General features: G+C 55.1%; 19 protein-coding genes. 12 read left to right on the forward strand and 7 right to left on the reverse strand.

Annotated elements, in window-relative coordinates; genetic code table 11:
- Nucleotides 1–6: 6 nt before the first annotated feature.
- From pncA to DCW36_RS18755, 6 genes are read right to left on the reverse strand one after another with little or no spacing between them, the layout of a single operon-like run.
- Nucleotides 7–615 (reverse strand): bifunctional nicotinamidase/pyrazinamidase, encoded by a 609-nt coding sequence (gene pncA / locus DCW36_RS18725; protein WP_114778289.1) that lies wholly within the window; start codon nucleotides 613–615, stop codon nucleotides 7–9.
- A gap of 2 nt (nucleotides 616–617) precedes the next feature.
- Nucleotides 618–2,030, reverse strand: a complete 1,413-nt coding sequence (locus tag DCW36_RS18730) for a nicotinate phosphoribosyltransferase (RefSeq protein WP_114778290.1) — start codon at nucleotides 2,028–2,030, stop codon at nucleotides 618–620.
- Nucleotides 2,031–2,062: 32 nt separating this feature from the next.
- Nucleotides 2,063–2,539, reverse strand: a complete 477-nt coding sequence (locus DCW36_RS18735) for a hydrogenase maturation protease (RefSeq protein ID WP_114778291.1) — start codon at nucleotides 2,537–2,539, stop codon at nucleotides 2,063–2,065.
- Nucleotides 2,536–3,987 carry a Ni/Fe hydrogenase subunit alpha gene (locus DCW36_RS18740; RefSeq protein WP_164891180.1) on the reverse strand — a complete coding sequence of 484 codons (1,452 nt, stop codon included), beginning with the start codon at nucleotides 3,985–3,987 and terminating at the stop codon, nucleotides 2,536–2,538. The genes DCW36_RS18735 and DCW36_RS18740 overlap by 4 nt, the downstream gene beginning before the upstream one ends.
- A gap of 10 nt (nucleotides 3,988–3,997) precedes the next feature.
- Nucleotides 3,998–5,290: an NADH-quinone oxidoreductase subunit B family protein gene (locus DCW36_RS22785; protein ID WP_205702963.1), complete on the reverse strand. Its 1,293-nt coding sequence runs from the start codon at nucleotides 5,288–5,290 to the stop codon at nucleotides 3,998–4,000.
- Entirely contained in the window at nucleotides 5,277–7,004 is a 1,728-nt protein-coding gene (locus DCW36_RS18755; RefSeq protein ID WP_114778293.1) for an NADH-ubiquinone oxidoreductase-F iron-sulfur binding region domain-containing protein, read from the reverse strand. The genes DCW36_RS22785 and DCW36_RS18755 overlap by 14 nt, the downstream gene beginning before the upstream one ends.
- A 114-nt stretch (nucleotides 7,005–7,118) precedes the next feature.
- Here DCW36_RS18755 and DCW36_RS18760 point away from each other — a divergent pair, with 114 nt between their 5' ends.
- The 6 genes from DCW36_RS18760 to hypE are packed head-to-tail and all read left to right on the forward strand — an operon-like array spanning nucleotide 7,119 to nucleotide 13,008.
- Nucleotides 7,119–7,460, forward strand: a complete 342-nt coding sequence (locus DCW36_RS18760) for a hydrogenase maturation nickel metallochaperone HypA/HybF (RefSeq protein ID WP_164891181.1) — start codon at nucleotides 7,119–7,121, stop codon at nucleotides 7,458–7,460.
- An 11-nt stretch (nucleotides 7,461–7,471) separates the two neighbouring features.
- Entirely contained in the window at nucleotides 7,472–8,233 is a 762-nt protein-coding gene (hypB, locus tag DCW36_RS18765) for a hydrogenase nickel incorporation protein HypB (protein WP_114778295.1), read from the forward strand.
- Nucleotides 8,234–8,236: 3 nt separating this feature from the next.
- Nucleotides 8,237–10,576, forward strand: a complete 2,340-nt coding sequence (gene hypF / locus DCW36_RS18770) for a carbamoyltransferase HypF (protein ID WP_114778296.1) — start codon at nucleotides 8,237–8,239, stop codon at nucleotides 10,574–10,576.
- An 11-nt stretch (nucleotides 10,577–10,587) separates the two neighbouring features.
- A complete protein-coding gene (locus DCW36_RS18775; RefSeq protein ID WP_114778297.1) occupies nucleotides 10,588–10,851 on the forward strand; it encodes a HypC/HybG/HupF family hydrogenase formation chaperone in 264 nt (87 codons plus the stop codon).
- Nucleotides 10,852–10,863: 12 nt separating this feature from the next.
- A complete protein-coding gene (gene hypD / locus DCW36_RS18780; protein WP_114778298.1) occupies nucleotides 10,864–11,979 on the forward strand; it encodes a hydrogenase formation protein HypD in 1,116 nt (371 codons plus the stop codon).
- A 9-nt stretch (nucleotides 11,980–11,988) separates the two neighbouring features.
- On the forward strand, nucleotides 11,989–13,008 hold the full coding sequence (hypE, locus tag DCW36_RS18785; protein WP_114778299.1) for a hydrogenase expression/formation protein HypE: 1,020 nt from the start codon (nucleotides 11,989–11,991) through the stop codon (nucleotides 13,006–13,008).
- 55 nt (nucleotides 13,009–13,063) lie between these two features.
- On the opposite strand, the gene DCW36_RS18790 is transcribed toward hypE, so the two are convergent.
- Nucleotides 13,064–13,957: a class I SAM-dependent methyltransferase gene (locus DCW36_RS18790; RefSeq protein WP_114778461.1), complete on the reverse strand. Its 894-nt coding sequence runs from the start codon at nucleotides 13,955–13,957 to the stop codon at nucleotides 13,064–13,066.
- A gap of 106 nt (nucleotides 13,958–14,063) precedes the next feature.
- Here DCW36_RS18790 and dapF point away from each other — a divergent pair, with 106 nt between their 5' ends.
- The 6 genes from dapF to DCW36_RS18820 all read left to right on the forward strand — a co-directional run bounded on the left by dapF (nucleotide 14,064) and on the right by DCW36_RS18820 (nucleotide 21,930).
- Nucleotides 14,064–14,837, forward strand: coding sequence for a diaminopimelate epimerase (gene dapF, locus DCW36_RS18795; protein ID WP_114778300.1), 774 nt, complete (start codon nucleotides 14,064–14,066; stop codon nucleotides 14,835–14,837).
- A gap of 39 nt (nucleotides 14,838–14,876) precedes the next feature.
- A complete protein-coding gene (locus DCW36_RS18800) occupies nucleotides 14,877–15,392 on the forward strand; it encodes a GNAT family N-acetyltransferase (protein ID WP_114778301.1) in 516 nt (171 codons plus the stop codon).
- Nucleotides 15,393–16,101: 709 nt separating this feature from the next.
- Nucleotides 16,102–19,473 carry a preprotein translocase subunit SecA gene (gene secA / locus DCW36_RS18805; protein WP_114778302.1) on the forward strand — a complete coding sequence of 1,124 codons (3,372 nt, stop codon included), beginning with the start codon at nucleotides 16,102–16,104 and terminating at the stop codon, nucleotides 19,471–19,473.
- A gap of 5 nt (nucleotides 19,474–19,478) precedes the next feature.
- Nucleotides 19,479–20,141 (forward strand): deoxyribose-phosphate aldolase, encoded by a 663-nt coding sequence (gene deoC / locus DCW36_RS18810; protein WP_114778303.1) that lies wholly within the window; start codon nucleotides 19,479–19,481, stop codon nucleotides 20,139–20,141.
- Complete coding sequence (locus DCW36_RS18815) at nucleotides 20,134–20,643, forward strand: sporulation protein (protein ID WP_114778304.1); 510 nt, start codon at nucleotides 20,134–20,136, stop codon at nucleotides 20,641–20,643. Before deoC ends, DCW36_RS18815 begins: the two co-directional genes overlap by 8 nt.
- A gap of 96 nt (nucleotides 20,644–20,739) precedes the next feature.
- Entirely contained in the window at nucleotides 20,740–21,930 is a 1,191-nt protein-coding gene (locus tag DCW36_RS18820) for a M20 metallopeptidase family protein (RefSeq protein ID WP_114778305.1), read from the forward strand.
- The last annotated feature ends 194 nt before the right edge of the window (nucleotides 21,931–22,124 follow it).

The following is a 22,124-nucleotide window of genomic DNA, read 5'->3' on the forward strand; positions in this document are numbered from 1 at the left end:
CCGTGCTTACAAGAGTTCCGAACTCTGGATGACCTTTCCGCCCTTCTCCCGGTAAATTTTCATCACCCGCTGGTACTCCTCCTGGTTCAGGGGGCGGGTGGCATCTTCTATAAAATAGGTGTCGAACCCTTCCTGCAGGCTGTCGATGCCCGAGAGGTACACACAGATGTCGCCTGCCAGCCCGGTCAGGTACACCTGCTGCACGTTTTTGCCGCGCAGGTAATCGGCCAGGCCGGTTGTTTTTAAGTGCCCGTTGTCGAAAAAGCCGCTGTAGGTATCTATTTCCGGGTCCATACCTTTCCGGAAAATTGCTTCAATTTTAGCTGTATGAAGTTCAGGGGGGAAATCGGCACCGGGTGTATCTTGTACGCAATGGTCGGGCCAGAGGATCTGCTCCAGGCCATGCAGCTCAATTACGTCGTATACCTTTTTGCCGGGGTGGTTGGAAGCGAAGCTTTTGTGGTTTTTAGGGTGCCAGTCCTGCGTGGCCACCACCAGCTCGAACCGCTCCTGCAGCCTGTTCACCACCTCGATAATCTTATCGCCTTCCGGCACCTCCAGCGACCCGCCCGGCAAAAAATCGTTCTGTATATCTATCAGGAGTAGTGCTTCCATTTTTATTTAAGCTGATAATGCTGTTTCAGTTGCTCCCGCAGTTCCAGTAAGGCTTTGCTGATGCCCACCTGGTAGAGCAGGGGATGCTCCAGGTGCTTGAACCCGTCAGGTAAAAGCCCCAGCCTGTCGCGGGCATAGGCTGCCGTTTCGGCTAGCGACGGGGAAGCAGTGCGCTTGCCGTTTTCCATGACCTTATGCAGCAGTGGCTCCTGCCGCAACCCGCTCACTGCCTGCGATCTGCCTGGCTCAAAAGGGTGAAAGATGTCGGTTGCGCTGTCGCCTTCCTCTTCCAGTATAACAGCGTCAGCGCCATAAAACCGGCCGTCTTCCCCGAAAATCCGCAGGATCTGTTTATTGCCCGGCAGCGTAATCTTTTCCTTTGCTTCGGATAATTTAAGGCGCGGTTTGCCGCAAGCCATCGCTAATTTATATACCCCGTCGAGCGCCGCGTCCGGAGCGCCTGTTACAAGTTTGGTGCCGACCCCGAATATGTCGATGGGCGCCTGTTGCGCCAGCAGGTCCCGGATAGCATACTCATCCAGTTGGTTGGAGGTCACGATTTTTACATAATTCAGACCAGCCTCGTCCAGCATCGCCCGGGCTGCTTTCGCCAGAGAGCCCAGGTCGCCGCTGTCGAGCCGGATGGCTTTTGCCCGGTGCCCCTGTGCTTCGAGTTCTTTTGCAACCGTAATGGCATGCGGCATGCCGCTTTTGAGGGTGTTGTAAGTGTCGACCAGGAAAATGCAGTCGTCGGGGCGGGAGCGGGCGAAGGCGCGGAATGCCTCCAGCTCATCGTCGTAGCTCTCGATGTAGGAATGGGCCATGGTGCCGGAGGCGGGGATGCCGTACAGTTCGGCGGCATACACATTGCTGGTAGCATTAAAACCACCCACCACGGCTGCGCGGGCGGCCAGTATGCTGCCCGGCCCATGTGCTCGCCGCAGCCCGAAGTCGCTCAGCACCCGGTCGCCCGCCACGTACCGCATACGGGAGGCCTTGGTCGCCACCAGCGATTCGAAGTTCACAATGTTGAGCAGCAGGCTTTCTACCAGTTGTGCTTCCAGGATGTTGCCCGTTACCCGCAGCACCGGGCTGTTGGGGAATACCACTTCCCCTTCGGTGGCGGCATATACGTTACCCCGGAACCGGAAGCCTTTGAGGTATTCTATAAAGGCGGGGGCAAGTTTCTGGTCCTGCAGGTAAGCTATGTCGGCTTCGGTAAACTGCAGGTCTTCGAGCACGCTGAGCAGGTCGTGCAGCCCGGCAAAGAGCACGTACCCGCCCTTGCCCGGGATTCTCCGGAAGAAGTAGTCGAAACAGGCCGGCTCCTCCTGCCTTCCTTCCAGGAAGTACGTCTGCCCCATGGTTAATTCATAGAGGTCGGTGTAAGTGCCGCTAATACGAATGGAAAGCATAACACATCAGTTTTTTTCTTCAGAAAAATGCTTCAACTCTGCTGAGAGGAACTAAAGGAAGCCAGCTCGCCGGATTCCCGACAAGATGTTCTGAAATACTTCAACGCCTTCTCCAGGTTTGCCTGCGCCTTTGCCGACAGCCCCTCCTTCAGCTCCCACCGGTATCCCTGCATGGTCAGCAGCCAGGCCTGCGGCGCCTGCGCATACAGCTGCCGGCACAGGTACAGCGTGCACGCCGGCGAGAGCAGGTGCGTGGAGAAAGCGGTGTCGGGCTGGGGGTGGCAGGGCGTCAGGGCAAAACCACCGGGCAGTTCACCGGCAAAGGCATCGGCAAAGAACACCTGGTCATACTGCGAAAGCAGCTCGGCATCTTCGATGTTCAGCTGAAACCGGTACAGGCAGTCGCCCTGAAAACAAGCCTCCTGTTCCACCTGCTCCACAAAAGCCCAGCCCAGGCCGTCGTCCTGCCTGCCCGAGTTGCCGATGCCGATGAGGAGCGACTTTTTCATTCCCTGATTTTTTCGTCTACCAGCTGGTTGGCGGCATCGAACAGCGATACCCTAAGGGGCATTTGCCCCAGCGCATGGGTGGCGCAGCTCAGGCAGGGGTCGTAGGCGCGAACGGCAGTTTCCACCTGGTTCAGCAGGCCTTCGGTAATTTCGGGTTTACTGTCCAGCACCTGCTCGGCTACCCACCGCACAGACCGGTTCATCGCTTCGTTGTTGTGCGTGGTCGACACGATCAGGTTGCACCTGGTAATCATGCCACTGTCATCAACCTCGTAGTGGTGAATGAGGGTGCCGCGGGGGGCTTCAATCACGCCGATGCCCAGGTTCCGGTGCTTGCCCTGCCGCACCAGTTCGCCCTGGTCCAGCGAATCATCCAGCAGCAGTTCCTTCATCAGCTCGGCACAGTGCAGCACTTCTATCATTCGGGCAAGATGGGTGTGCATGGTTTTGTTGTTGGGGCTGTTGCTGCTGAGCTGTTTAAAAGCCTGCCGTTCCCTTTCTGCCAGCGGCGTAGATATAAATTCGCATACATTCAGGCGGGCCAGCGGACCCACCCGGTACCAGCCGTTTTCCCGGCCCAGGCTTTTCAGGTAAGGGAACTTCAGGTAGGTCCAGGTTTCAGTGGCTTCGCTAAAAAGTTGCTGGTAGGTGCTGTCTGCTGCATCCTCCATAGCCTTTGCTCCTGTAGCATCCAATACCCGGAACTTCCCGTCGTAAAGCTCCAGCGCCCCATCAGCAGCAACAAGGCTGAGGTGATTCGAAGGAAAAGCGGCGAAACTGTCCATCCACTCCCGGTGCTGTTCGCGGTAATCAAAAAGAAAACGGACCATCTCCAGCGACCAGGCAATCATGGTGTCAACCGACGGAATCGCTTTCCCATCCAGGAAAAAAGTGCGTTCTTCTTTTGACAGCCCTTTGTGCACGCCCCCCGGTGTTACCGAAATGCCGTGCACTTTTTTGCCGGCAATGGCCTGTATCAGCTCCTGCCCGAACTTGCGCATCTGGATGCCCTTTCTCGCCAGTTCCGGGTTGGCTACGGCTACTTCCATGATGTTACGCTTCTCGGCAGGCGCCTCCACCCCGAACAGCAAATCCGGCGACGCCAGGTAAAAGAAGTGCGTGGCATGCGACTGGAACACCTGCGCATAATGGAGCAGCCGCCGTATTTTGGTGGCCGTGGGCGGCAAATCTTCCGGGTCGATGCCGACAATCTGGTCTATGGCTTTACCGGCAGCCAGGTGGTGGCTCACGGGGCAGATGCCGCAAAGCCGCTGCACCAGCAGGGGCGCCTCCCAGTACGGGTGCCCTTTCACAAAGCTCTCGAACCCCCGGAACTCCACGATGTGGAAACGGGCTTCCTTTACCCGGTTCTGCTCGTCCAGGTGGAGCGTCACCTTGCCGTGTCCTTCAACCCGGGTTACGGGGTCTATCGCTATCTTTCGGTCCATCGCGTTGCGGTTAGTCGTATTTGAAGATCTCGTAGGGTACATCGAAGTTTGTCCCGAAAAGGATGTTCTGCACCACCTTGTAAATATGGTCGGCACCCGGCGGGCAACCGGGGATGAAGTAGTCAATCTTCACGACTTCGTGGCAGGGGTACACCTTATCCAGGATTTTGGGCAGGTCTTCGTGGTGTGGAATCAGGCCTGTAGCATCGGCTGTAGGAGCATCCAGGTAGGCCTCTGTCATAACCTGTTCCAGCGGCAACCAGTTGCGGAGGGCAGGCAGGTTCCCGTTGATGGCACAGGCTCCCACCGAAACCAGTATGTCGCAGTTCTCCCGGAACTTCCGCAGCACCTCCACATTCTCATCCGAGCAGCAGCCTCCTTCTATCAACCCGATGTCGCAGCGGGTGGTAAACTGCTTTATATCCGTGAGGGGGGAGCGGTTGAAGGTAACGAGCTGTAGCAGGTCCAGCAGGTCCAGGTCCATGTCCAGCATCGACATGTGGCAGCCGAAGCAACCGGCCAGCGATACGGTGGCGACTACTTTTTTTTGTTCTGCAGCAGCCACCATGGCCACTGCTCCTGGTTTTTCTGTCGCAGCAGGTGGCGGTAGTTCGGAGATGGGAACGTGGTCGTACTTCCGGTGCCCGGGGGCTTCTATGGTATCTTCTTTCAGCAGGATAGTGCCCACGGGGCAGATGTCCATGGCACGATGTGCCTGCTCAGGCGTTAGCCGCGCTTCCTGCTCGTAGTCGACTGCTACTACCGTGTCTTTACCACGCTGCTGAAAGAAAAAAACCGGTTTGCCATCGTCGGTAAAAACATCTTCCACGCAGCGCTTGCACTGCACACAGCGGTGGTGCTCCAGCATGAGGTGTGTGGGTCGGTAATCAATCTGCCTGTCTGGAAAAGTATAGGGGAAGCGGGGCGTTTCCATGTGCATCTCGTAGCCCAGTGCCTGCAGGGTGCATTTCCCGCTTTTCTCGCAGAGGGGGCAGATGTGGTTTCCTTCGGCAAACAGCAGTTCTACCACGGCCTTGCGGTAATCGAGCAGCTCCGGTGTCATCACTTCTACCTCCATACCAGCTTTGGCTGTTGCCTGGCAGGCGGCGGTGTATTTACCGTTTACTTTTACCGTGCACACCCGGCAGGTTCCGGGCGAGGGGTCGATGTGGTCGAAGAAGCAGAGGGTAGGGATGTAAACGCCGTTTTCCTGCGCCACCCGCACCAGGTTCCCGCCTTCCGGGCAGGTAATGGCTTTCCCGTCTAGCAGGATACGTACCTCTTTTTCGTCATGCGCTTTCATGGGTGAGCTGGTTATAGGTGTGGGTCGCTTTTGCCAGGTCGAAGGCCGGGTTAAACAGGTCGCTCTTCGTCACTTTGTCCCGGAAAAGCTGCGGAAATTTCTGGATGGCCTGCTCCAGCGAGTTCGGCGCCGTCTGGCCCAGGCCGCAACGGCTGGTGTGTTTGATGGTTTCCGCCCACTGCTGCATTTTGCTAACATCGTCGGTGGTGGCCTGGCCTTTTTGCAGCTTTTCGAGCAGGTGCAGCAGTTGCGGGTTACCGGCCCGGCAGGGCGTGCAGAGGCCGCAGGATTCGTGGGTGAAGAAGGCCGAGAAGTTATGCAGGATGGTGAACAAATCGCGGTTTGCGTTAAAAACCATCACCGAGCCGCCGCAGCGGATGTCGTCGCAGGACAGGGTGCGGTCTTTCTCGTCAATCGAAATAAGTTCGCCCGATGGACCACTCATCTGGATGTATTTCGGGTTTTCGGCGCCGCACCTGTCCAGCAGTTCGCTTACTTTCATGCCCCACTCAATTTCGTACAGGCCGGGGTATTTGCAGTCGCCGGCAACGCTCAGCAGTTTGGTGCCCGCAGAGCCAGGCACGCCCAGCGAGCGGAACTTTTCTGCGCCCAGTTCCACGATGCGGGCCGCAGCGCAGAATGTCTCCACATTGTTTACCACCGTCGGCATGCCCAGAAATCCCTTGTCTGTCGGGAAAACTGTTTTCGGACGGGGTTCGCCGCGTTTGCCTTCCATTGATTCCAGCAGGGCGGTTTCTTCGCCGCAGATGTAAGCGCCTGCTCCCAGCTGCACCCGGATATCGAATCTGTAGTTGCCCAAAGCCGGTATGTGCCTGCCCAGGTACCCTTTTTTCCGGTAGCAGATCAGGGCCTGGTGCAGCTTGGGCAGGAGCCAGCAGTATTCGGCCCGGAGGTAAATAATGCCTTCCTGCGCTCCTACCGCGTAGCCCGCGATGAGCATGCCTTCTATAACCAGGCCCGGCAACAGGTTGAGCAGGGCCCGGTCTTTAAAGGTGCCGGGTTCCCCCTCGTCGGCGTTGCAGACAATGTATTTGGTGCTGCCTTCGGCATTTTTACAGAGCTCCCGCTTCAGGCCAGTCGGGAAAAAAGCACCGCCTCTTCCGGTTAAACCCGAATCCTTTATCATGGAGATAACCTGGTCCGGCGGGAGCGCTTTGAGCCTGGTCAGCACCTTGCCCGGTACAAATTTCCGGAACAGGATGGCTTTACCCGCTTCCGGCTTGTACTGAATCCGTTCTTCGATGGTATCGGCCAGCGCCGCCGGGGTACTGCCTGCTTTCAGGCTGCGGATAAGGCTGCGTACCTTGCCGGGCGTAAGGCGGGTAAAAGGCTGAAAGTTAATGAGTGCCGCCGGCTCCCGGTCGCTCAGCCCGATGCAGGACGTCTCAAACAAACCGAACATGCCCGAAGAACTGACGCCGCCTGCTTTAGCGCCTGTTTCTTTCTCGAACGCTGCTTTTACTTTTTCAAAACCATTAAACCGGGAGAGAATGCTGTTGTTGAGGTAAATGGTAAACGTTCCGGCGGGGCGGCGGTGAAAGAAATGGTAAAAGCTGATAACGCCTTCCACATCCACTGCAGACAGGCCAAACGCTGCGGAAGTCCGAGCAACATCCTCATCGCTCAGGTAGCCGCGGGCAGTGTGCAGCTCCCACAGGTGGTTAAGCAGTTCGCTTCGTGCTTTCGTTTTCATGGTGCTGGCGGAATAAGTTGCAGGAACAATTTAAGTGCCCGTGCGTTATAATTAAACGAGAATAAATTGAATATGATTGATGCTGCTTTGCTTTTAATTTAACTGCCGGCGCCTGTGCACGAACTTTCCATTGCCTTAACCATTGTTGAAATAGCCGAAGAAGAAGTAAAAAAGGCGGGCCTGACCAGCGTCGGGAAAATCGTGCTCGAAATCGGGAATCTGGCTGGCGTGGAAACAGAGGCGCTGGCCTTTGCCTGGCAGGAGGCGGTAAAGCAAACGGTCCTGGAAAAGGCAGAGTACCTTGTGGAGCATACGACAGGCAGCGCCAGGTGCCTCAGTTGCAACAGCGCGTTTGAACTGGCTTTTATCTACGACTGCTGCCCGTGCTGCGGCGGCTTTCGGAAGGAGTTGCTGCAGGGGAAGGAAATCAGGATTAAATCGCTTGAAATCTTATAAATCAAAACATTATGTGTACAACCTGCGGATGCAGCGCTGACGAGCCGGCCAGCATAACGTTGCCAGGGCAGCCGGCAAGGCCCCTGGTGGTAAGCGGAGCCCCACAAAAGCAGTTCCGGGTGCTGGAGCGGAACGTGCTGCACAAAAACGACCAGGCCGCTGCCCACAACCGGCAGCACTTCGACAGCAGCCAGGTGCTGGCCATCAACCTGGTCAGTTCGCCGGGCTCGGGCAAAACCACGCTGCTCGAAAAAACCATCCTGGCCCTGAAAGAGCAGGTGCCGGTGTATGTGATAGAGGGCGACCAGCAAACCATGCAGGACGCCAACCGCATACAGGCCACCGGTGCGCCGGTGGTGCAGGTAAACACCGGCAACGGCTGCCACCTCGACGCCGACATGGTGCACCGGGCCCTGCATGCGCTGCACCCGGCAGCGCAGTCCATCCTGGTCATCGAAAATGTAGGCAACCTGGTGTGCCCCGCCCTCTTCGACCTCGGCGAAACGTACCGTGTAGTGGTGATGAGCGTGACCGAGGGCGACGACAAGCCGCTGAAATACCCCAACATGTTCGAGAGCGCCCACCTTTGTATCATCAACAAAACCGACCTGCTGCCTTACGTGGACTTTAAAGTGGAGCAGGCAAAGGAATATGCGCTGCGGGTAAATCACCGGCTGCAGTTTATCGAACTTTCTGCTACTAAAGGAGCGGGCATGGAAAACTGGCTGAACTGGCTGAAACAGGAACAGGCCGCACTTATACCTGTCAATTAGCCAATGCCGACCTATGCCATCCATATCGCAGGACAGGTGCAGGGCATTGGTTTCCGGCCGTTTGTGTACCGGCTGGCAACGCAGCTAGGCCTGCAGGGCTGGGTGCGTAACCAGGCTGATGGCGTGCACATTCAGGTACAGGGCGAGGCGCAACAGGTGCAGGAATTTTATGAAAAGCTTTCAACAGAGGCGCCACTTCATACTTGTATCCAGGCAAAAACGATAGAAAGAACAGCGGATAAAGATTTTGATGACTTCCGGATTCTGAAGGAACCTTCCGTAGATGCAGCGGCCAGACTGCTGCTTACGCCCGACCTGGCCATGTGCGAAAGCTGCCGCCACGAAATCAGCGACAGCCACAACAGGCGCTTTGGCTATGCCTTTACCACCTGCACCTCCTGCGGCCCCCGGTACTCCCTCCTGGCAAAGCTACCCTACGACCGCGAGCACACCACCATGGCGCCTTTTGCCATGTGTGCCGCCTGCGCACAGGAGTACCAGGCCCCCCAGAACCGCCGCTACTACTCCCAGACCAACTCCTGCCCCGACTGTCCCATTAATTTGGCCTTATATGATGCACAGCAGCACCTGGTAACGGAAAACCAGCAGGAGGTTATTGCGGCTACGGTGCAGCTCCTGCGCGAAGGAAAAATAGTAGCCGTGAAAGGAGTAGGCGGTTTCCTGCTGCTGGCCGATGCTGCCAATGCCGCCACTGTAGCTGCTTTACGAAAACGAAAACACCGTCCGCACAAGCCTTTCGCCCTGATGTACCCGAACCTGGAGGCGGTGCTGCAGGATGTAGTGCTGCATGAGGAAGAACAAAAGCTGCTGCTGTCGCCGGAAGCGCCCATCGTGCTGGCACAGCGGAAGCCGCAAGCTGCTTCGGGTATACAGACGGAACTTATTGCGCCGCGCATGAACCGGCTGGGCTTGCTACTGCCCTATGCCCCGTTGCTTGAGCTGCTGCTTTCGGAATTTCAACAACCAGTTGTGGCCACCAGCGCCAACAGCAAAGGGAGCCACATTCTCTACAAGAACGAGGAGGCGCTGGAGCAGTTAGCTGGTATCGCCGATTTTGTACTGCTGCACAACCGGGACATTCTGATGCCGCAGGACGATTCGGTGCTGCAGTTCACGCCCAAGCACCGGCAGCGCATCCTGCTGCGCAGGGCAAGAGGCTTTGCACCGGCAGCAGCGGGAGTGGTGGCAGGTGCAGATAACTTCTTAGCGCTGGGAGCAGATCTAAAAAGCACCTTCGCCTTCACCGCCGGCGGCAACACCTGTGTCAGCCAGTACCTCGGCGACCTCGCTTCTTATAACAACCTCCTGCATTTCGAGCGTTGCCTGGCGCACCTGGCACACCTGCTTCACTTTCAGCCTTCGCACATCATTATTGATAAACATCCGGGCTACGCGTCCGTGCAGTTGGGAAAGCAGCTGGCGCGGAAATATGAAATACCTGTTGTGGCGGTGCAGCATCACGAGGCACATTTTGCCGCCGTGCTCGCCGAGAACCAGCTGCTAAATAACCACGAGCCGGTACTGGGTGTTATCTGGGATGGCACCGGCCTCGGCCACGACGGTCTGGTACGCGGCGGGGAATTCCTGCTGTTCCAGGATAAACAAATGGCTGCACTGGCACAGTTCGAACCGTACCTGCACCTGCTGGGCGACAAGATGGCGCTGGAACCACGCATAGCTGCTTTAGCGCTTTGCCATGGCCTAAAAGGAGCGGAAGCTGTGCTCAGCAGTTCTTTTACGGCGGCAGAATGGAAGCTCTACCAGCAACTGCTTCAGCCTGACAAGGTCACGCTGCACACCACCAGCATGGGACGGATTTTCGACGCGGCAGCGGCACTTATGGGCTTGTGCAGCCGCAACAGCTACGAAGGAGAAGCAGCCATGGCTTTGGAGGCTGCAGCTATGCACGAACCGGCTCTTTTTGAGTTGCCCGGCTATGCTGTTGCAGCTTTCAACGGGAAAAATTTACCTGTTGTACCAATTTTTCAGCAGCTGCTACAGGATGTGCAGCAAGGCATCAGTCAGGCAAGAATGGCAGCGCAGTTTCATGTTACGCTGGTGCGACTGGTAGAGCAGGTAGCAAGTCACTACTCCCTCCGCAGCATTGCCTTCAGTGGCGGCGTGTTCCAGAACAGCCTGCTCGTGGACCTGCTCCTGGAAAAGCTGTCTACGGACTTTCAGTTATACTTCCACCGGCAGCTACCGCCCAACGATGAATGTATCGCATACGGACAGCTGGCATGGACCAGCCTGCAGCAGCAAGCCCGGCAAAAGGCAGAAACGCCTGCACTTGAAGAAAAGCATCAGCAACATCACCTTTAACCGTATTAACCATGTGTTTAGGCATCCCTGCAAAACTAGAAACGATAGACGAGGCATCCGACGAATTCTTCCGGACAGGCAAAATCTCCTTTGGCGGCATCTCACGCACCGTCAGCCTGGCGATGCTCTCCGAAGCGCAGCCCGGCGACTACGTGCTGGTGCATGCCGGCATTGCCCTGAGTGTGATAAGCGAGGAAGAAGCCAGAACTGTTTTTGAATATCTGAAGGAATCGGGGGAGTTGGAGGAGGAAGGGTTGCCGGAAGAGGACATTTAACCAGCATCAGCCATGAAATACCTTTCTGAATATCGGAATGCAGCAGTCGTGAAAAAACTGTTGACAGAGCTACAGGCAATCGTAACTCAGCCCTGGATGCTGATGGAAATTTGCGGCGGGCAAACACACAGCCTGGTGAAAAACGGTATCCTGGAGATGCTGCCGCCGGAGGTGACGATGGTGCATGGTCCCGGCTGCCCCGTTTGCGTTACCCCCGCCTCTATGATTGACAAAGCCGTGGCGCTGGCGATGCGGCAGGAGGTGGTGCTGTGTTCGTTTGGCGATATGGTGCGGGTGCCGGGCAGCCGCAAAAGCCTGCAGCAGGCCCGCTCGGAAGGCGGCAACCTGAAGATTGTGTATTCCCCGCTGGATGCGGTAAAGCTGGCACAGGAGCATCCGGAGAAGGAAGTGATTTTCTTTGCCGTCGGATTCGAGACAACGGCCCCGGCTAATGCGCTGGCCGTACTGCAGGCGGCGAAGCAGGGGCTGACAAACTTTTCGGTGCTGGTGTCGCATGTGCTGGTGCCTCCGGCGATGGAAGCGATCCTCAGCGACAGGTTTAACAACATCAACGCTTTCCTGGGGGCAGGCCATGTGTGCACCGTCATGGGGCTGCAGGAGTATTACGCGCTGGCGCAAAAGTACCGGGTACCGGTGGTGGTAACCGGTTTCGAACCGGTAGACTTGCTGGAGGGCATCCTGCTGGCGGTCCGGCAGCTCGAAACAGGTAGGGCAGCAGTTGAAAACCAGTACGCGCGGGTGGTGCGGGAGTCCGGAAACGAGGCTGCGCAGGCGGTAATACGGGAGGTGTTCGAGGTGGCCGACCGGGAATGGCGGGGCATCGGTTTGATTCCGCAAAGCGGTTACCGGGTACGGGAGCAGTACCGGCAGTTTGATGCGGAGCAGAAGTTCGGCGAGTCGGCGGAGGTGCTTTTTTCAGAAACTGACACAGGCTGTATAGCGGGCGAAATTCTGCGGGGACTGAAAAAGCCGGCCCAGTGCCCGCACTTCGGGAAAGCCTGTACGCCGCTGTATCCGCTGGGAGCACCCATGGTTTCGTCGGAAGGGGCCTGTGCGGCCTACTTTCATTTTTCGCAGGCCTGTGAAGTTACTGCTTCACCTCATTAATACACTCCTATGGAAAAGACATTTGAACGCTTTACCCTCGCCCACGGCAGTGGCGGCGAACTGACCAGTCAGCTGCTGGAGGACGGGGTTTTTAAGCTGCTGCAGAATGAATACCTGCAAAAGCGGCACGACGGGGCGGTGTTTGAGCTCTCCGGCAGGCTCGCCTTCACCACCGACAGTTACGTGGTGTCGCCCCTGTTTTTCCCCGGCGGCTGCATCGGCGACCTGGCTGTAAACGGCACCGTTAACGATTTAGCCATGTGCGGCGCCCGGCCAAAATTTCTTTCCCTCAGCTTTATCCTGGAAGAAGGTTTTAGTAAAGACGAGTTTCATGCTATTCTATCTGCCATCCGGGAAGCATCAGCTACAGCAGGCGTGCTGGTGGTAACCGGCGACACGAAAGTAGTGGAGCGCGGCAAAGGCGATAAAATTTTCATCAACACCTCCGGCATCGGGCAGGTGCACCCGCAGGCGCAGGTAGACGCTGGAAACATCCGGCCCGGCGACCGCATCCTGATCAGCGGCCCGGTTGCCAGCCACGGCATGGCGATAATGTCGGTGCGGGAGGGGCTGGCGTTTGAGTCACAGCTGCAGAGCGATACGGCCCCTGTACACGAGCAGGTGCTTGCGCTGCTGGACGCGTTTGGTTCCGATATTCACTTCCTCCGCGACCCGACCCGGGGCGGCGTTGCCACCGTACTCAACGAAATTGCCCGGCAAACGAATTTAGGCATGGCGATAACCGAACAGCAAATCCCGCTGGAGGGGCAGGTGCAGTCTGCCTGCGAAATGCTGGGCCTCGACCCGCTCTACGTGGCTAACGAAGGCATTTTTATAGCCTGGGTATCGGAAGCCGTAAGCGTAGCCGCGCTGCAGCAACTGCAGGCGCTGTCGCCGCCAGGGCAACAGGCAGCCATCATTGGTAAGGTAGTAACAGAACACCCGGGGCAGGTGGTGCTGCAGACGTTCATTGGCGGCCGCCGGGTGGTGGCGATGCCTTCGGGGGAGCAGCTGCCCCGGATTTGCTAAGAAAACAGCTTATTTTATTCTGCTGCTGCAGTCACTACACCCGCTGCTCCTGTATTTACTTGCCCACCGAAGTGAACCTGAAAAAAGTACCCAGTGGCAGCTTACGCTCGCCGCGGTCGTGCAGGTAGAGTTCGCCCATCTCGGGGTGTTTTACCTGGTCTTTAAATGTCAGGTGCATCAGGTTATCCAGCACCATGGCCGAGAAGCCGATGGAGTAGAGGTTGATGAGCAGGAAATAATCTGTCTTGTCGAGCAGCTCCTGGCAGAGCTTTATCATCTCGTTCAGCTCCTCCTCCAGTTGCCATTTCTCGCCGTTGGGGCCGCGGCCATACGCGGGCGGGTCCAGGATGATGCCGTTGTAGGTGTTACCGCGCTTCACTTCGCGGCGGGCAAATTTCATGGCATCTTCCACTACCCACCGGATGTTGTCGAGGCGGCTGGCTTCCATGTTGTCGCGGGCCCAGTAGTTTACCTGCTTCACCGAGTCGAGGTGTGTTACGTCGGCCCCGGCGGCTTTGGCAGCCAGTGTGGCGGCGCCTGTGTAGGCAAACATGTTCAGTACCTTTGGCGGCTTCGTCTTCAGCTGGCGGGTGGTGTCGTAGATAAAGCGCCAGTTGCTGTCCTGCTCCGGGAACAGCCCCACATGCTTGAACGACGAGAGGCCCAGCCGGAAGCTCAGGCTCATGTCTTTATACTTATAATCGATGTACCACTGCTCGGGCATTCCCTTTTTTAACTGCCACTGGCCTTTCTCGGAGCTGCCCTTGTCGCGCTTGAACACGGCCTGGGCCAGCCGCTGCCATTCCTGTTCGGGCAGATGCTTGTCCCAGATGGCCTGCGGTTCCGGGCGTGCCACGTAGTACTTGCCGAATCGCTCCAGTTTTTCAAAATTTCCGGAATCTACCAGCTCATAATCAGGCCAGTTTTCTGTTGTTAAAAAGGAATACATATCTTTGTAGATTATTTCGGCAAAAGCCAACCGGCTGTAAAAGTAGTAATTAATATGCCGAACCTAAAAAAGTGCACTAAGTTGCAGAACTAATTGTTTCAAGTACATGATAGTAAACTTTTACAAATATCAGGGCACGGGCAACGACTTTGTGATGGTCGATAACCGCAAACGAACTTTTCCGGCAGACGATGAGCAACTGGTAAAACGCATGTGCGACCGCCGCATGGGCGTTGGAGCCGACGGGCTTATCCTGTTGCAGGACCATCCTACCTACGATTTCGAAATGGTGTATTACAACGCCGATGGCAGGGTAGGCTCCATGTGCGGCAACGGCGCCCGTTGTGCGGTCCGCTTTGCCCGCCAGCTGGGTGTGATCGAGGATGTGGCCTGTTTCCTGGCCGCCGACGGCGAGCACCAGGCCAGCGTGGAACGCGACGATATTCACCTGAAAATGAACGATGTGAGCGGCGTGGAGCAGATTGGCGACGATTATTTCCTGAATACCGGATCGCCGCATTATGTGCGTTTTGTAGATAATGTGCAGGAACTGGATGTGTACCGGGAAGGCCGTGCCGTCCGCTACAACAGCCGCTTCAGCGAGAAAGGCACCAATGTTAACTTCGCCGAGCGCATTGCGGAAGACGAGTTTTTTGTGCGCACCTACGAGCGTGGCGTGGAAGATGAAACCCTCTCCTGCGGTACCGGCGTAACTGCCTGCGCTCTGGTGGCAGGATTAAGAGGCATCGACAGCCCAATCAAAGTAAAAACATTGGGCGGAGAGCTGATGGTTACCTTTAAGCACGAAGGCGACAATTTCTACAGCATCTACCTGATGGGACCTGCAAAGCTTGTTTTTTCCGGTTCGATTACTGTTTAAAGCAGCATCTAAAAAGTAACAACCTAAATCCGGATCAGCGTGTTTTTAAAGTCAGACAAAATTTACCTGCGAGCTTTAGAACCCACTGATCTGGATTTTTTATATGAGCTGGAAAACGATGTCAGCGTCTGGCACGTGGGCAACACAGTGGCACCCTATTCCAGGTTCGTGCTGGAGCAGTACCTCGAAAACGCTGCCCTCGATATTTACACCGTCCGCCAGCTGCGGTTGCTCATCTGCACCCCCGACCACCAACCCGTAGGCGCCATCGATCTTTTTGATTTCGAGCCGCTGCACTGCCGTGCCGGCATCGGTATTATGCTTGCGCCCGCTTTCCGCCGACAAGGTTACGCTTCCGAAAGCCTATCACTGCTGCTCGACTACTGCAGGCAAACGCTCCTGCTGCACCAGGTCTACTGCTCCGTCACCGCCTCGAACCACACCAGCCGCCAGCTTTTCGAACAGGCAGGTTTCCAGGAAGTGGGGCTGCGAAAAGAGTGGCTCCGGACAGCAGCAGGCTGGGACGATGTGGTAGAGTACCAGAAACTTTTTTAAATCTCAAAGCTGCAATAACCTGTTAAGCAGTGGTATCCACTGCCCAGGCACCTCTTGTAAGGGCTTTTCTCCGGCAATTACTTATCTGCTCCTGCCACCACAGCCTCTGCTGCTGTCCGAACACGATTAAATGATTAAAGGATCAACAGGATTATTTGTCTGAACCGCTGATTCGTGTGATTTAATTGATTTTTGTGATTATTTGTCTGAACACGATTAAATGATTGCAGGATCAACAGGATTATTTGTCTGAATCAGGATTTACAGAATTTCTGAATTGTCAGAATTGGGTTTGTCTGTGGTTCGGGCAGGAGACGCGAGCACCGCGTCTCTACAGCCGCCCCCCTCAACCTCTCAACCTCTCAACCTCTCTACCTTCTAAACTTCCAAACTCCTAAACTTTCATTCCCTCCCCAATAACAAATAACTAACAACCAATAACTAATTTAACCCAAAACCAATCCCGGTGAAACAACGAATAACCTGTAAAGGACTACTGCCATTTTGCCGATTTTACCTGATATGGCATAACATTTTCGGTTTCATGAAAAAGTTCTGCTCACGGGCGAACTATTATCTGTAAGTTTGGCAGGAGATGCGCTTAACTGCAGTGTGGTATTGTTTTCGTACAGATGCTACGATATGTCAGAAAAACAGCTTATTTTTGACAACCTTACGTTCATAGAAATTCATTTAATAGCAACACATAATGTTAGATTTTTTCGGTAAAACCGTTGCGAAACTATTCGGAACTAAATCCGACAGAGATATAAAGAACGTTGTTCCTTACGTTTCTCAAATAAACGAAGAATATGCAAAGCTAGCCAGCCTGTCCGATGACCAGCTTCGCCAGAAAACAGCCGAGGTAAAAGGTATCATTGATGAGCGGCTGAAGCCAATCGACGAGCAGATAGCGGCGCTGCATAAGCGTGTTGCCGATGAACCGGAGCTCAACATTGTGCAGAAAGAAAATATCTTCTCTGAAATTGACGAGCTCGAAAAGCAGCGAAACAAAGACCTGGAAGTAGTACTGATGGATGTGCTGCCGACGGCTTTTGCTATTGTTAAAGAAACCGCCCGCCGTTACAAAGAAAATAAGCAACTGGTGGTAACCGCTACCGACCTGGACAGAGACTTTGCTTCCAGGAAGCCGAACGTGCAGCTGGAGGGCGACAAAGCTACCTGGTCGAACACCTGGGTGGCAGCCGGCCACGAACTAACCTGGGACATGCTTCACTACGATGTGCAGCTGATTGGCGGCGTGGTGCTGCACCAGGGTAAAATTGCCGAGATGGCAACCGGTGAAGGTAAAACACTCGTGGCTACCCTGCCTGCCTTCCTGAATGCGCTGGCAAAACGTGGCGTGCACGTGGTAACGGTGAACGACTACCTGGCCAAACGTGACTCCGAGTGGATGGCGCCCCTGTTCGAGTTCCATGGTATTACAATAGACTGTATTGATAAGCACCAGCCAAACTCCGAGGCCCGCCGCAACGCCTACCGTGCCGACATCACCTACGGTACCAACAACGAGTTCGGCTTTGATTACCTGCGCGACAACATGGCCCGCGAACCGCAGGACCTCGTGCAGCGCAAGCACCACTACGCTATGGTGGATGAGGTGGACTCCGTTTTGATTGACGATGCCCGTACGCCACTGATTATTTCCGGTCCGGTGCCCCGTGGCGATGAGCACGAGTTCTACCAGCTCAAGCCACGCATTGCTATGCTGGTGGATGCGCAACGCAAAATTGTAAACAACTTCCTGACCGAGGCCAAGCGCCTGATAAAAGAAGGCAACGATAAAGACGGTGGCCTGTCCCTGTTCCGGGCGTACCGTGGTCTGCCCAAGAGCAAGCCGCTGATTAAGTTCCTGAGCGAAACCGGTAACCGTGCCGTGCTGCAGAAAACCGAGAACTACTACCTGCAGGACAATTCCCGCATGATGCCGGAAGCCGACGAGCCGCTCTACTTCACCATCGACGAAAAACACAACCAGATAGAGCTGACCGAGAAAGGCGTTGACCTGATCACCGGCCAGGGCGAAGATCCAAACTTCTTCATTATGCCCGATATCGGTACCGAAATAGCCAACATCGAAAACGACAAGTCGCAGTCGAATGAAGAGCAGCTGCATGCCAAGGAAAAACTGATTTCCGACTTCCAGGAAAAATCGAAGCGTATCCACACCATCAACCAGTTGCTCAAGGCCTACACCCTGTTCGAGAAAGATACGGAGTACATTGTAACGCCTGATCACAAAGTGAAAATTGTGGATGAGCAGACGGGCCGTGTAATGGAAGGCCGCCGCTATTCCGACGGGCTGCACCAGGCCATCGAGGCAAAGGAAAACGTGAAGGTAGAAGATGCTACACAAACCTACGCCACCGTTACGCTGCAGAACTACTTCCGGATGTACCACAAGCTGGCCGGTATGACAGGTACTGCCGAAACAGAAGCCGGTGAGTTCTGGGATATTTACAAACTGGATGTGGTAGTAATCCCGACCAACAGGCCAATCCAGCGCAAAGACGAGCACGACAAGGTATACAAAACCACCCGCGAGAAATTCAATGCCGTAGCCGACGAAATTGTAGCGCTTACAGAGGTCGGACGACCGGTGCTGGTGGGTACTACCTCGGTAGAGATATCGGAGTTGCTGAGCCGCATGCTGACCATGCGTAAAATCAGGCACCAGGTACTAAACGCCAAGCAGCACCAGAAAGAAGCCGAGATTGTAGCCGAAGCCGGTAAGCCGGGTACCGTAACCATTGCCACCAACATGGCGGGGCGTGGTACCGACATCAAGCTTGCACCTGAGTCTAAAGCGGCCGGTGGTTTGGCCATTGTAGGTACAGAACGCCACGAGTCCCGCCGTGTAGACCGCCAGTTGCGTGGTCGTGCCGGTCGTCAGGGTGATCCGGGTTCTTCGCAGTTCTTCGTGTCGCTGGAAGACAACCTGATGCGCCTCTTCGGCTCCGACCGCATTGCCCGCCTCATGGACCGCATGGGACTGGAAGAAGGTGAGGTAATTCAGCACTCCATGATCACCAACTCCATTGAGCGAGCGCAGAAGAAGGTAGAGGAAAACAACTTCGGTATGCGTAAGCGCCTGCTCGAGTACGACGACGTGATGAACGCCCAACGCGAAGTGGTGTACAAACGCCGCCGAAATGCCCTGTATGGCGAACGCCTGGAGCTGGATATCTGGAACATGATCTACGATATCAGCGAAGATTTGGTAGTGAACTTCAAAAACGTAAACGACTACGAGAACTTCGAACTGAGCATCATCCGCATTTTCGGTTACAATACTGGCATCACACAGGAAGATTTTAATGGTACCAATGCCAATGTGCTGGCGGAGCGCCTGTATAACGAGGCCCTGAGTTACTACCTGAACAAGAACAAGCAAATTGCCGCACAGGCCTACCCGATCATTACCGACATTCACCAGAACCGTGGACCGATGATCGAGAACGTAGCCGTGCCGTTTACCGATGGCAAGCGCCAGTTAGCAGCTGTCGCCAATCTCACCAAAACCTTCGAAACGCAGGGGCTGGAGCTGATTCGTGCTATGGAAAAGATCGTGACCTTAGGCACCATCGATCACGCCTGGACAGACCACCTGCGCCACATGGACGACCTGAAGCAGTCGGTGCAGAATGCGGTGTACGAGCAGAAAGATCCGCTCCTGATTTACAAGTTCGAATCGTTTGAGCTGTTCAAGCGCATGATTGGCAAAGTAAACGAAGAAACAGTTTCGTTCCTGTTCCACGCCTTTATTCCAATTCAGGCACCCGAGCAGGTACAGGAGCCGCGTCCGCAGCCAAAGCAGAAGGCGCCGGTGCTGCACGAAGAGAAGCAGGAAGTGCATTCTTCGCTCGAAGGAAGCGATGGCTCTACCTCCGGGCATACGCCGGAGCCTCCCAAGGTGATGCCTGCTCATTCGCACAAAGTAGCCGGCCGCAACGACCGCGTAAGCGTGCAGTACAACGATGGCCGCGTGCTGAAAGATGTGAAGTTCAAGACGGTAGAGCAGGATCTGCAGAATAACCGTTGTATCCTGCTGGAGGACTAGCGCCTATGACAGGAGAGCAACTTGCCGCCTTCATCGATCATACCCTGTTGCGTCCCGATGCAACAGCCGGTATGGTGCAGCAACTGTGCGACGAAGCAAAGCAATATGGTTTCGCCGCCGTTTGCGTGCCGCCGTGTTATGTGCCACTGGCCCAGGAACACCTGGGATCGGATGCGCCGGTGAAACTGGCAACCGTTGTGGGCTTCCCGCTGGGGTACCAGCACGAAAAGGTGAAGATGCTGGAAACGGAACTGGCTATTGTAGAAGGTGCCAACGAAATAGACGTAGTGATGAACATTGCTGCGTTTAAATCCGGCAACTATAACCTGGTACAGGAAGAACTGGCGAACCTGACGGAGTACTGCGAACTGCACGGGGTAACGCTGAAGGTAATTATTGAAACAGCGCTACTGTCGCAGGAGGAAATTGTGAAGGCCTGTGAAGTATGTGCAGCGGCCAATGTGCACTATGTAAAAACCTCTACCGGCTTTGCGTCGCGTGGCGCTTCGGTGGCAGACATAGAACTTATGCGCCGTTCGTTGCCCGACCATATTAAAATAAAAGCATCGGGAGGCATAAAAACCTTCGCCGAAGCAGAAGCGTTAGTGAAGGCAGGAGCAGACAGGTTGGGTTGCTCCGCCAGCATCCGGATTATCAATAATGAATAGAATATTCCATTTCTTGCTTATTTTCGTTCTGTTGGCAACTGCTTCGTGTGGCGCCGGCAAGAGCAGCAAAGCATCTGCCGATACAGGTGCAGGCGCCCGTGCAAAAGTTTCGGAAGACCTGAGCGCTTTTCGTCCGAAATACGAAGCTCCTGCTTCCGACCGTGCCTCTGCCGTGGCTGTTGTTACTCCAACACACCATGTAAATGACCAGGTGGCGGTGCTGATGGATACGGTAGCCAGTGTAAACAAAAACATAAAATATGCCCAGGGCTATCGTATTCTAGCCTACAATGGTTCCGAACGCCAGACGGTGATGAACCTGCGCAAAGCCATTATTGCCCGACTGCCCGAGCAAAAAGATTACCTGACGTACCAGCAGCCCAACTTCCGCCTCAAAATCGGCGATTATTTCTCTCGGATCGAGGCGCAGCAAGTGCTTAACAAGATCAGCGACCTCATTCCGGATGCACTTATTGTCAACGACCAGATTAATGTGAAGTGACCGGTGCCCGGTTTAATGCATTATAAAAAAACGTTGTGGTTTCGCTTAGCGGTAGCCACAACGTTTTTTCTTGTACAATAGATTTATAGAAATAGCATGTCCCAGTTATCAGATAAAATAAAAGAACTTGCCAGAAAATATACGCCCGATACGGTAGCTGCCCGTCAGCACCTGCACGCGAACCCGGAACTGTCGTTTCAGGAATATAACACAGCCGCCTATGTAGAACAGACCCTGAAAAGCTATGGCTTATCGCCGGTTCGGATGGCGGAAACGGGTGTTGTGGCGGTGGTAGAAGGCCGTAACCCCGGCAGTAAAACCACTTCGCTGCGGGCCGACCTCGATGCGCTGCCGATAAAGGAGCAGAACGAGGTAGCTTATAAATCGAAGAATGAAGGTGTGATGCATGCCTGCGGTCACGATGTGCATACTTCATCGCTGCTCGGTACCGCCCGTATTCTGCAGGAGCTGCGCAATGAGTTTGAAGGAACCGTGAAGCTGATTTTCCAGCCCGGCGAAGAGAAGTTTCCGGGAGGCGCATCTGTGATGATAAAAGAAGGTGTATTGAAAAATCCTTCGCCACAAAGCATAATCGGGCAGCACGTGTTCCCGATGCTGCCGGCTGGCAAGATTGGGTTAAGGTCCGGAATGTACATGGCCAGTGCCGACGAGATTTACATAACCGTGAAAGGCAAAGGTGGTCACGCTGCCATGCCCGAGATCAACATCGATACCGTGCTTATTTCGGCGCACCTGATTGTGGCGCTGCAGCAGATCGTGAGCCGCCACGCCAGCCCTAAAATCCCGACAGTACTTTCGTTTGGTAAAGTAGAGGCTATGGGGGCCACCAACGTCATTCCGAACGAAGTGAAAATAGAGGGCACATTCCGGACGATGGACGAAGCATGGCGGAAAGAGGCGCACAAGCGCATCAAAAAACTGGCCGAAGGCCTCTGCGAAAGCATGGGCGGCAGCTGCGAAATCGACATCAAAAACGGCTATCCTTTCCTGAAAAACGATCCTGCCCTCACAGACCGTGTACGTGCAGCAGCACAGGAATACCTGGGGGAAGAGAACGTGGTGGACCTGGACCTGTGGATGGGAGCCGAAGACTTTGCCTATTACTCGCAGGAAGTACCCGCCTGCTTCTACCGCCTCGGCACCCGCGACGAAGCCCGCGGCATCACCTCGTCCGTCCACACACCAACCTTTGACATAGATGAAGCGGCACTGGAAACAAGCACCGGCCTGATGGCCTGGCTGGCGGTGAAAGAGTTAGGAAGTTAGAAAGTTTGGGAGTTAGAGAGTTAGAAAGTTTGGGAGGTAGAGAGTTTAGGAGTTAGAAAGTTAGAAAGGTATAAAGGTAGAATTTGTAGGGGTTGAAGATTTTCAACCCTGTAACAGAGAGGTAGAGGGTATGGCTGTAGAGACGCGGTGCCTGCGTCTCCTGCACGATCCACAAACAATCCCAATCCTGAAAA

The sequence above is a fragment of the Botryobacter ruber genome (assembly GCF_003347595.2).
Taxonomy (GTDB): Bacteria; Bacteroidota; Bacteroidia; order Cytophagales; family Hymenobacteraceae; genus Pontibacter; species Pontibacter ruber_A.

What these genes read in the sequence shown, in the direction of transcription:
- pncA (WP_114778289.1), bottom strand. Translation starts at nt 615, where the DNA reads ATGGAAGCACTACTCCTGATAGATATACAGAACGATTTTTTGCCGGGC.
- DCW36_RS18730 (WP_114778290.1), bottom strand. Translation starts at nt 2,030, where the DNA reads ATGCTTTCCATTCGTATTAGCGGCACTTACACCGACCTCTATGAATTA.
- DCW36_RS18735 (WP_114778291.1), bottom strand. Translation starts at nt 2,539, where the DNA reads ATGAAAAAGTCGCTCCTCATCGGCATCGGCAACTCGGGCAGGCAGGAC.
- DCW36_RS18740 (WP_164891180.1), bottom strand. Translation starts at nt 3,987, where the DNA reads ATGGACCGAAAGATAGCGATAGACCCCGTAACCCGGGTTGAAGGACAC.
- DCW36_RS22785 (WP_205702963.1), bottom strand. Translation starts at nt 5,290, where the DNA reads ATGAAAGCGCATGACGAAAAAGAGGTACGTATCCTGCTAGACGGGAAA.
- DCW36_RS18755 (WP_114778293.1), bottom strand. Translation starts at nt 7,004, where the DNA reads ATGAAAACGAAAGCACGAAGCGAACTGCTTAACCACCTGTGGGAGCTG.
- hypB (WP_114778295.1), top strand. Translation starts at nt 7,472, where the DNA reads ATGTGTACAACCTGCGGATGCAGCGCTGACGAGCCGGCCAGCATAACG.
- hypF (WP_114778296.1), top strand. Translation starts at nt 8,237, where the DNA reads ATGCCGACCTATGCCATCCATATCGCAGGACAGGTGCAGGGCATTGGT.
- DCW36_RS18775 (WP_114778297.1), top strand. Translation starts at nt 10,588, where the DNA reads ATGTGTTTAGGCATCCCTGCAAAACTAGAAACGATAGACGAGGCATCC.
- hypD (WP_114778298.1), top strand. Translation starts at nt 10,864, where the DNA reads ATGAAATACCTTTCTGAATATCGGAATGCAGCAGTCGTGAAAAAACTG.
- hypE (WP_114778299.1), top strand. Translation starts at nt 11,989, where the DNA reads ATGGAAAAGACATTTGAACGCTTTACCCTCGCCCACGGCAGTGGCGGC.
- DCW36_RS18790 (WP_114778461.1), bottom strand. Translation starts at nt 13,957, where the DNA reads ATGTATTCCTTTTTAACAACAGAAAACTGGCCTGATTATGAGCTGGTA.
- dapF (WP_114778300.1), top strand. Translation starts at nt 14,064, where the DNA reads ATGATAGTAAACTTTTACAAATATCAGGGCACGGGCAACGACTTTGTG.
- secA (WP_114778302.1), top strand. Translation starts at nt 16,102, where the DNA reads ATGTTAGATTTTTTCGGTAAAACCGTTGCGAAACTATTCGGAACTAAA.
- deoC (WP_114778303.1), top strand. Translation starts at nt 19,479, where the DNA reads ATGACAGGAGAGCAACTTGCCGCCTTCATCGATCATACCCTGTTGCGT.
- DCW36_RS18815 (WP_114778304.1), top strand. Translation starts at nt 20,134, where the DNA reads ATGAATAGAATATTCCATTTCTTGCTTATTTTCGTTCTGTTGGCAACT.
- DCW36_RS18820 (WP_114778305.1), top strand. Translation starts at nt 20,740, where the DNA reads ATGTCCCAGTTATCAGATAAAATAAAAGAACTTGCCAGAAAATATACG.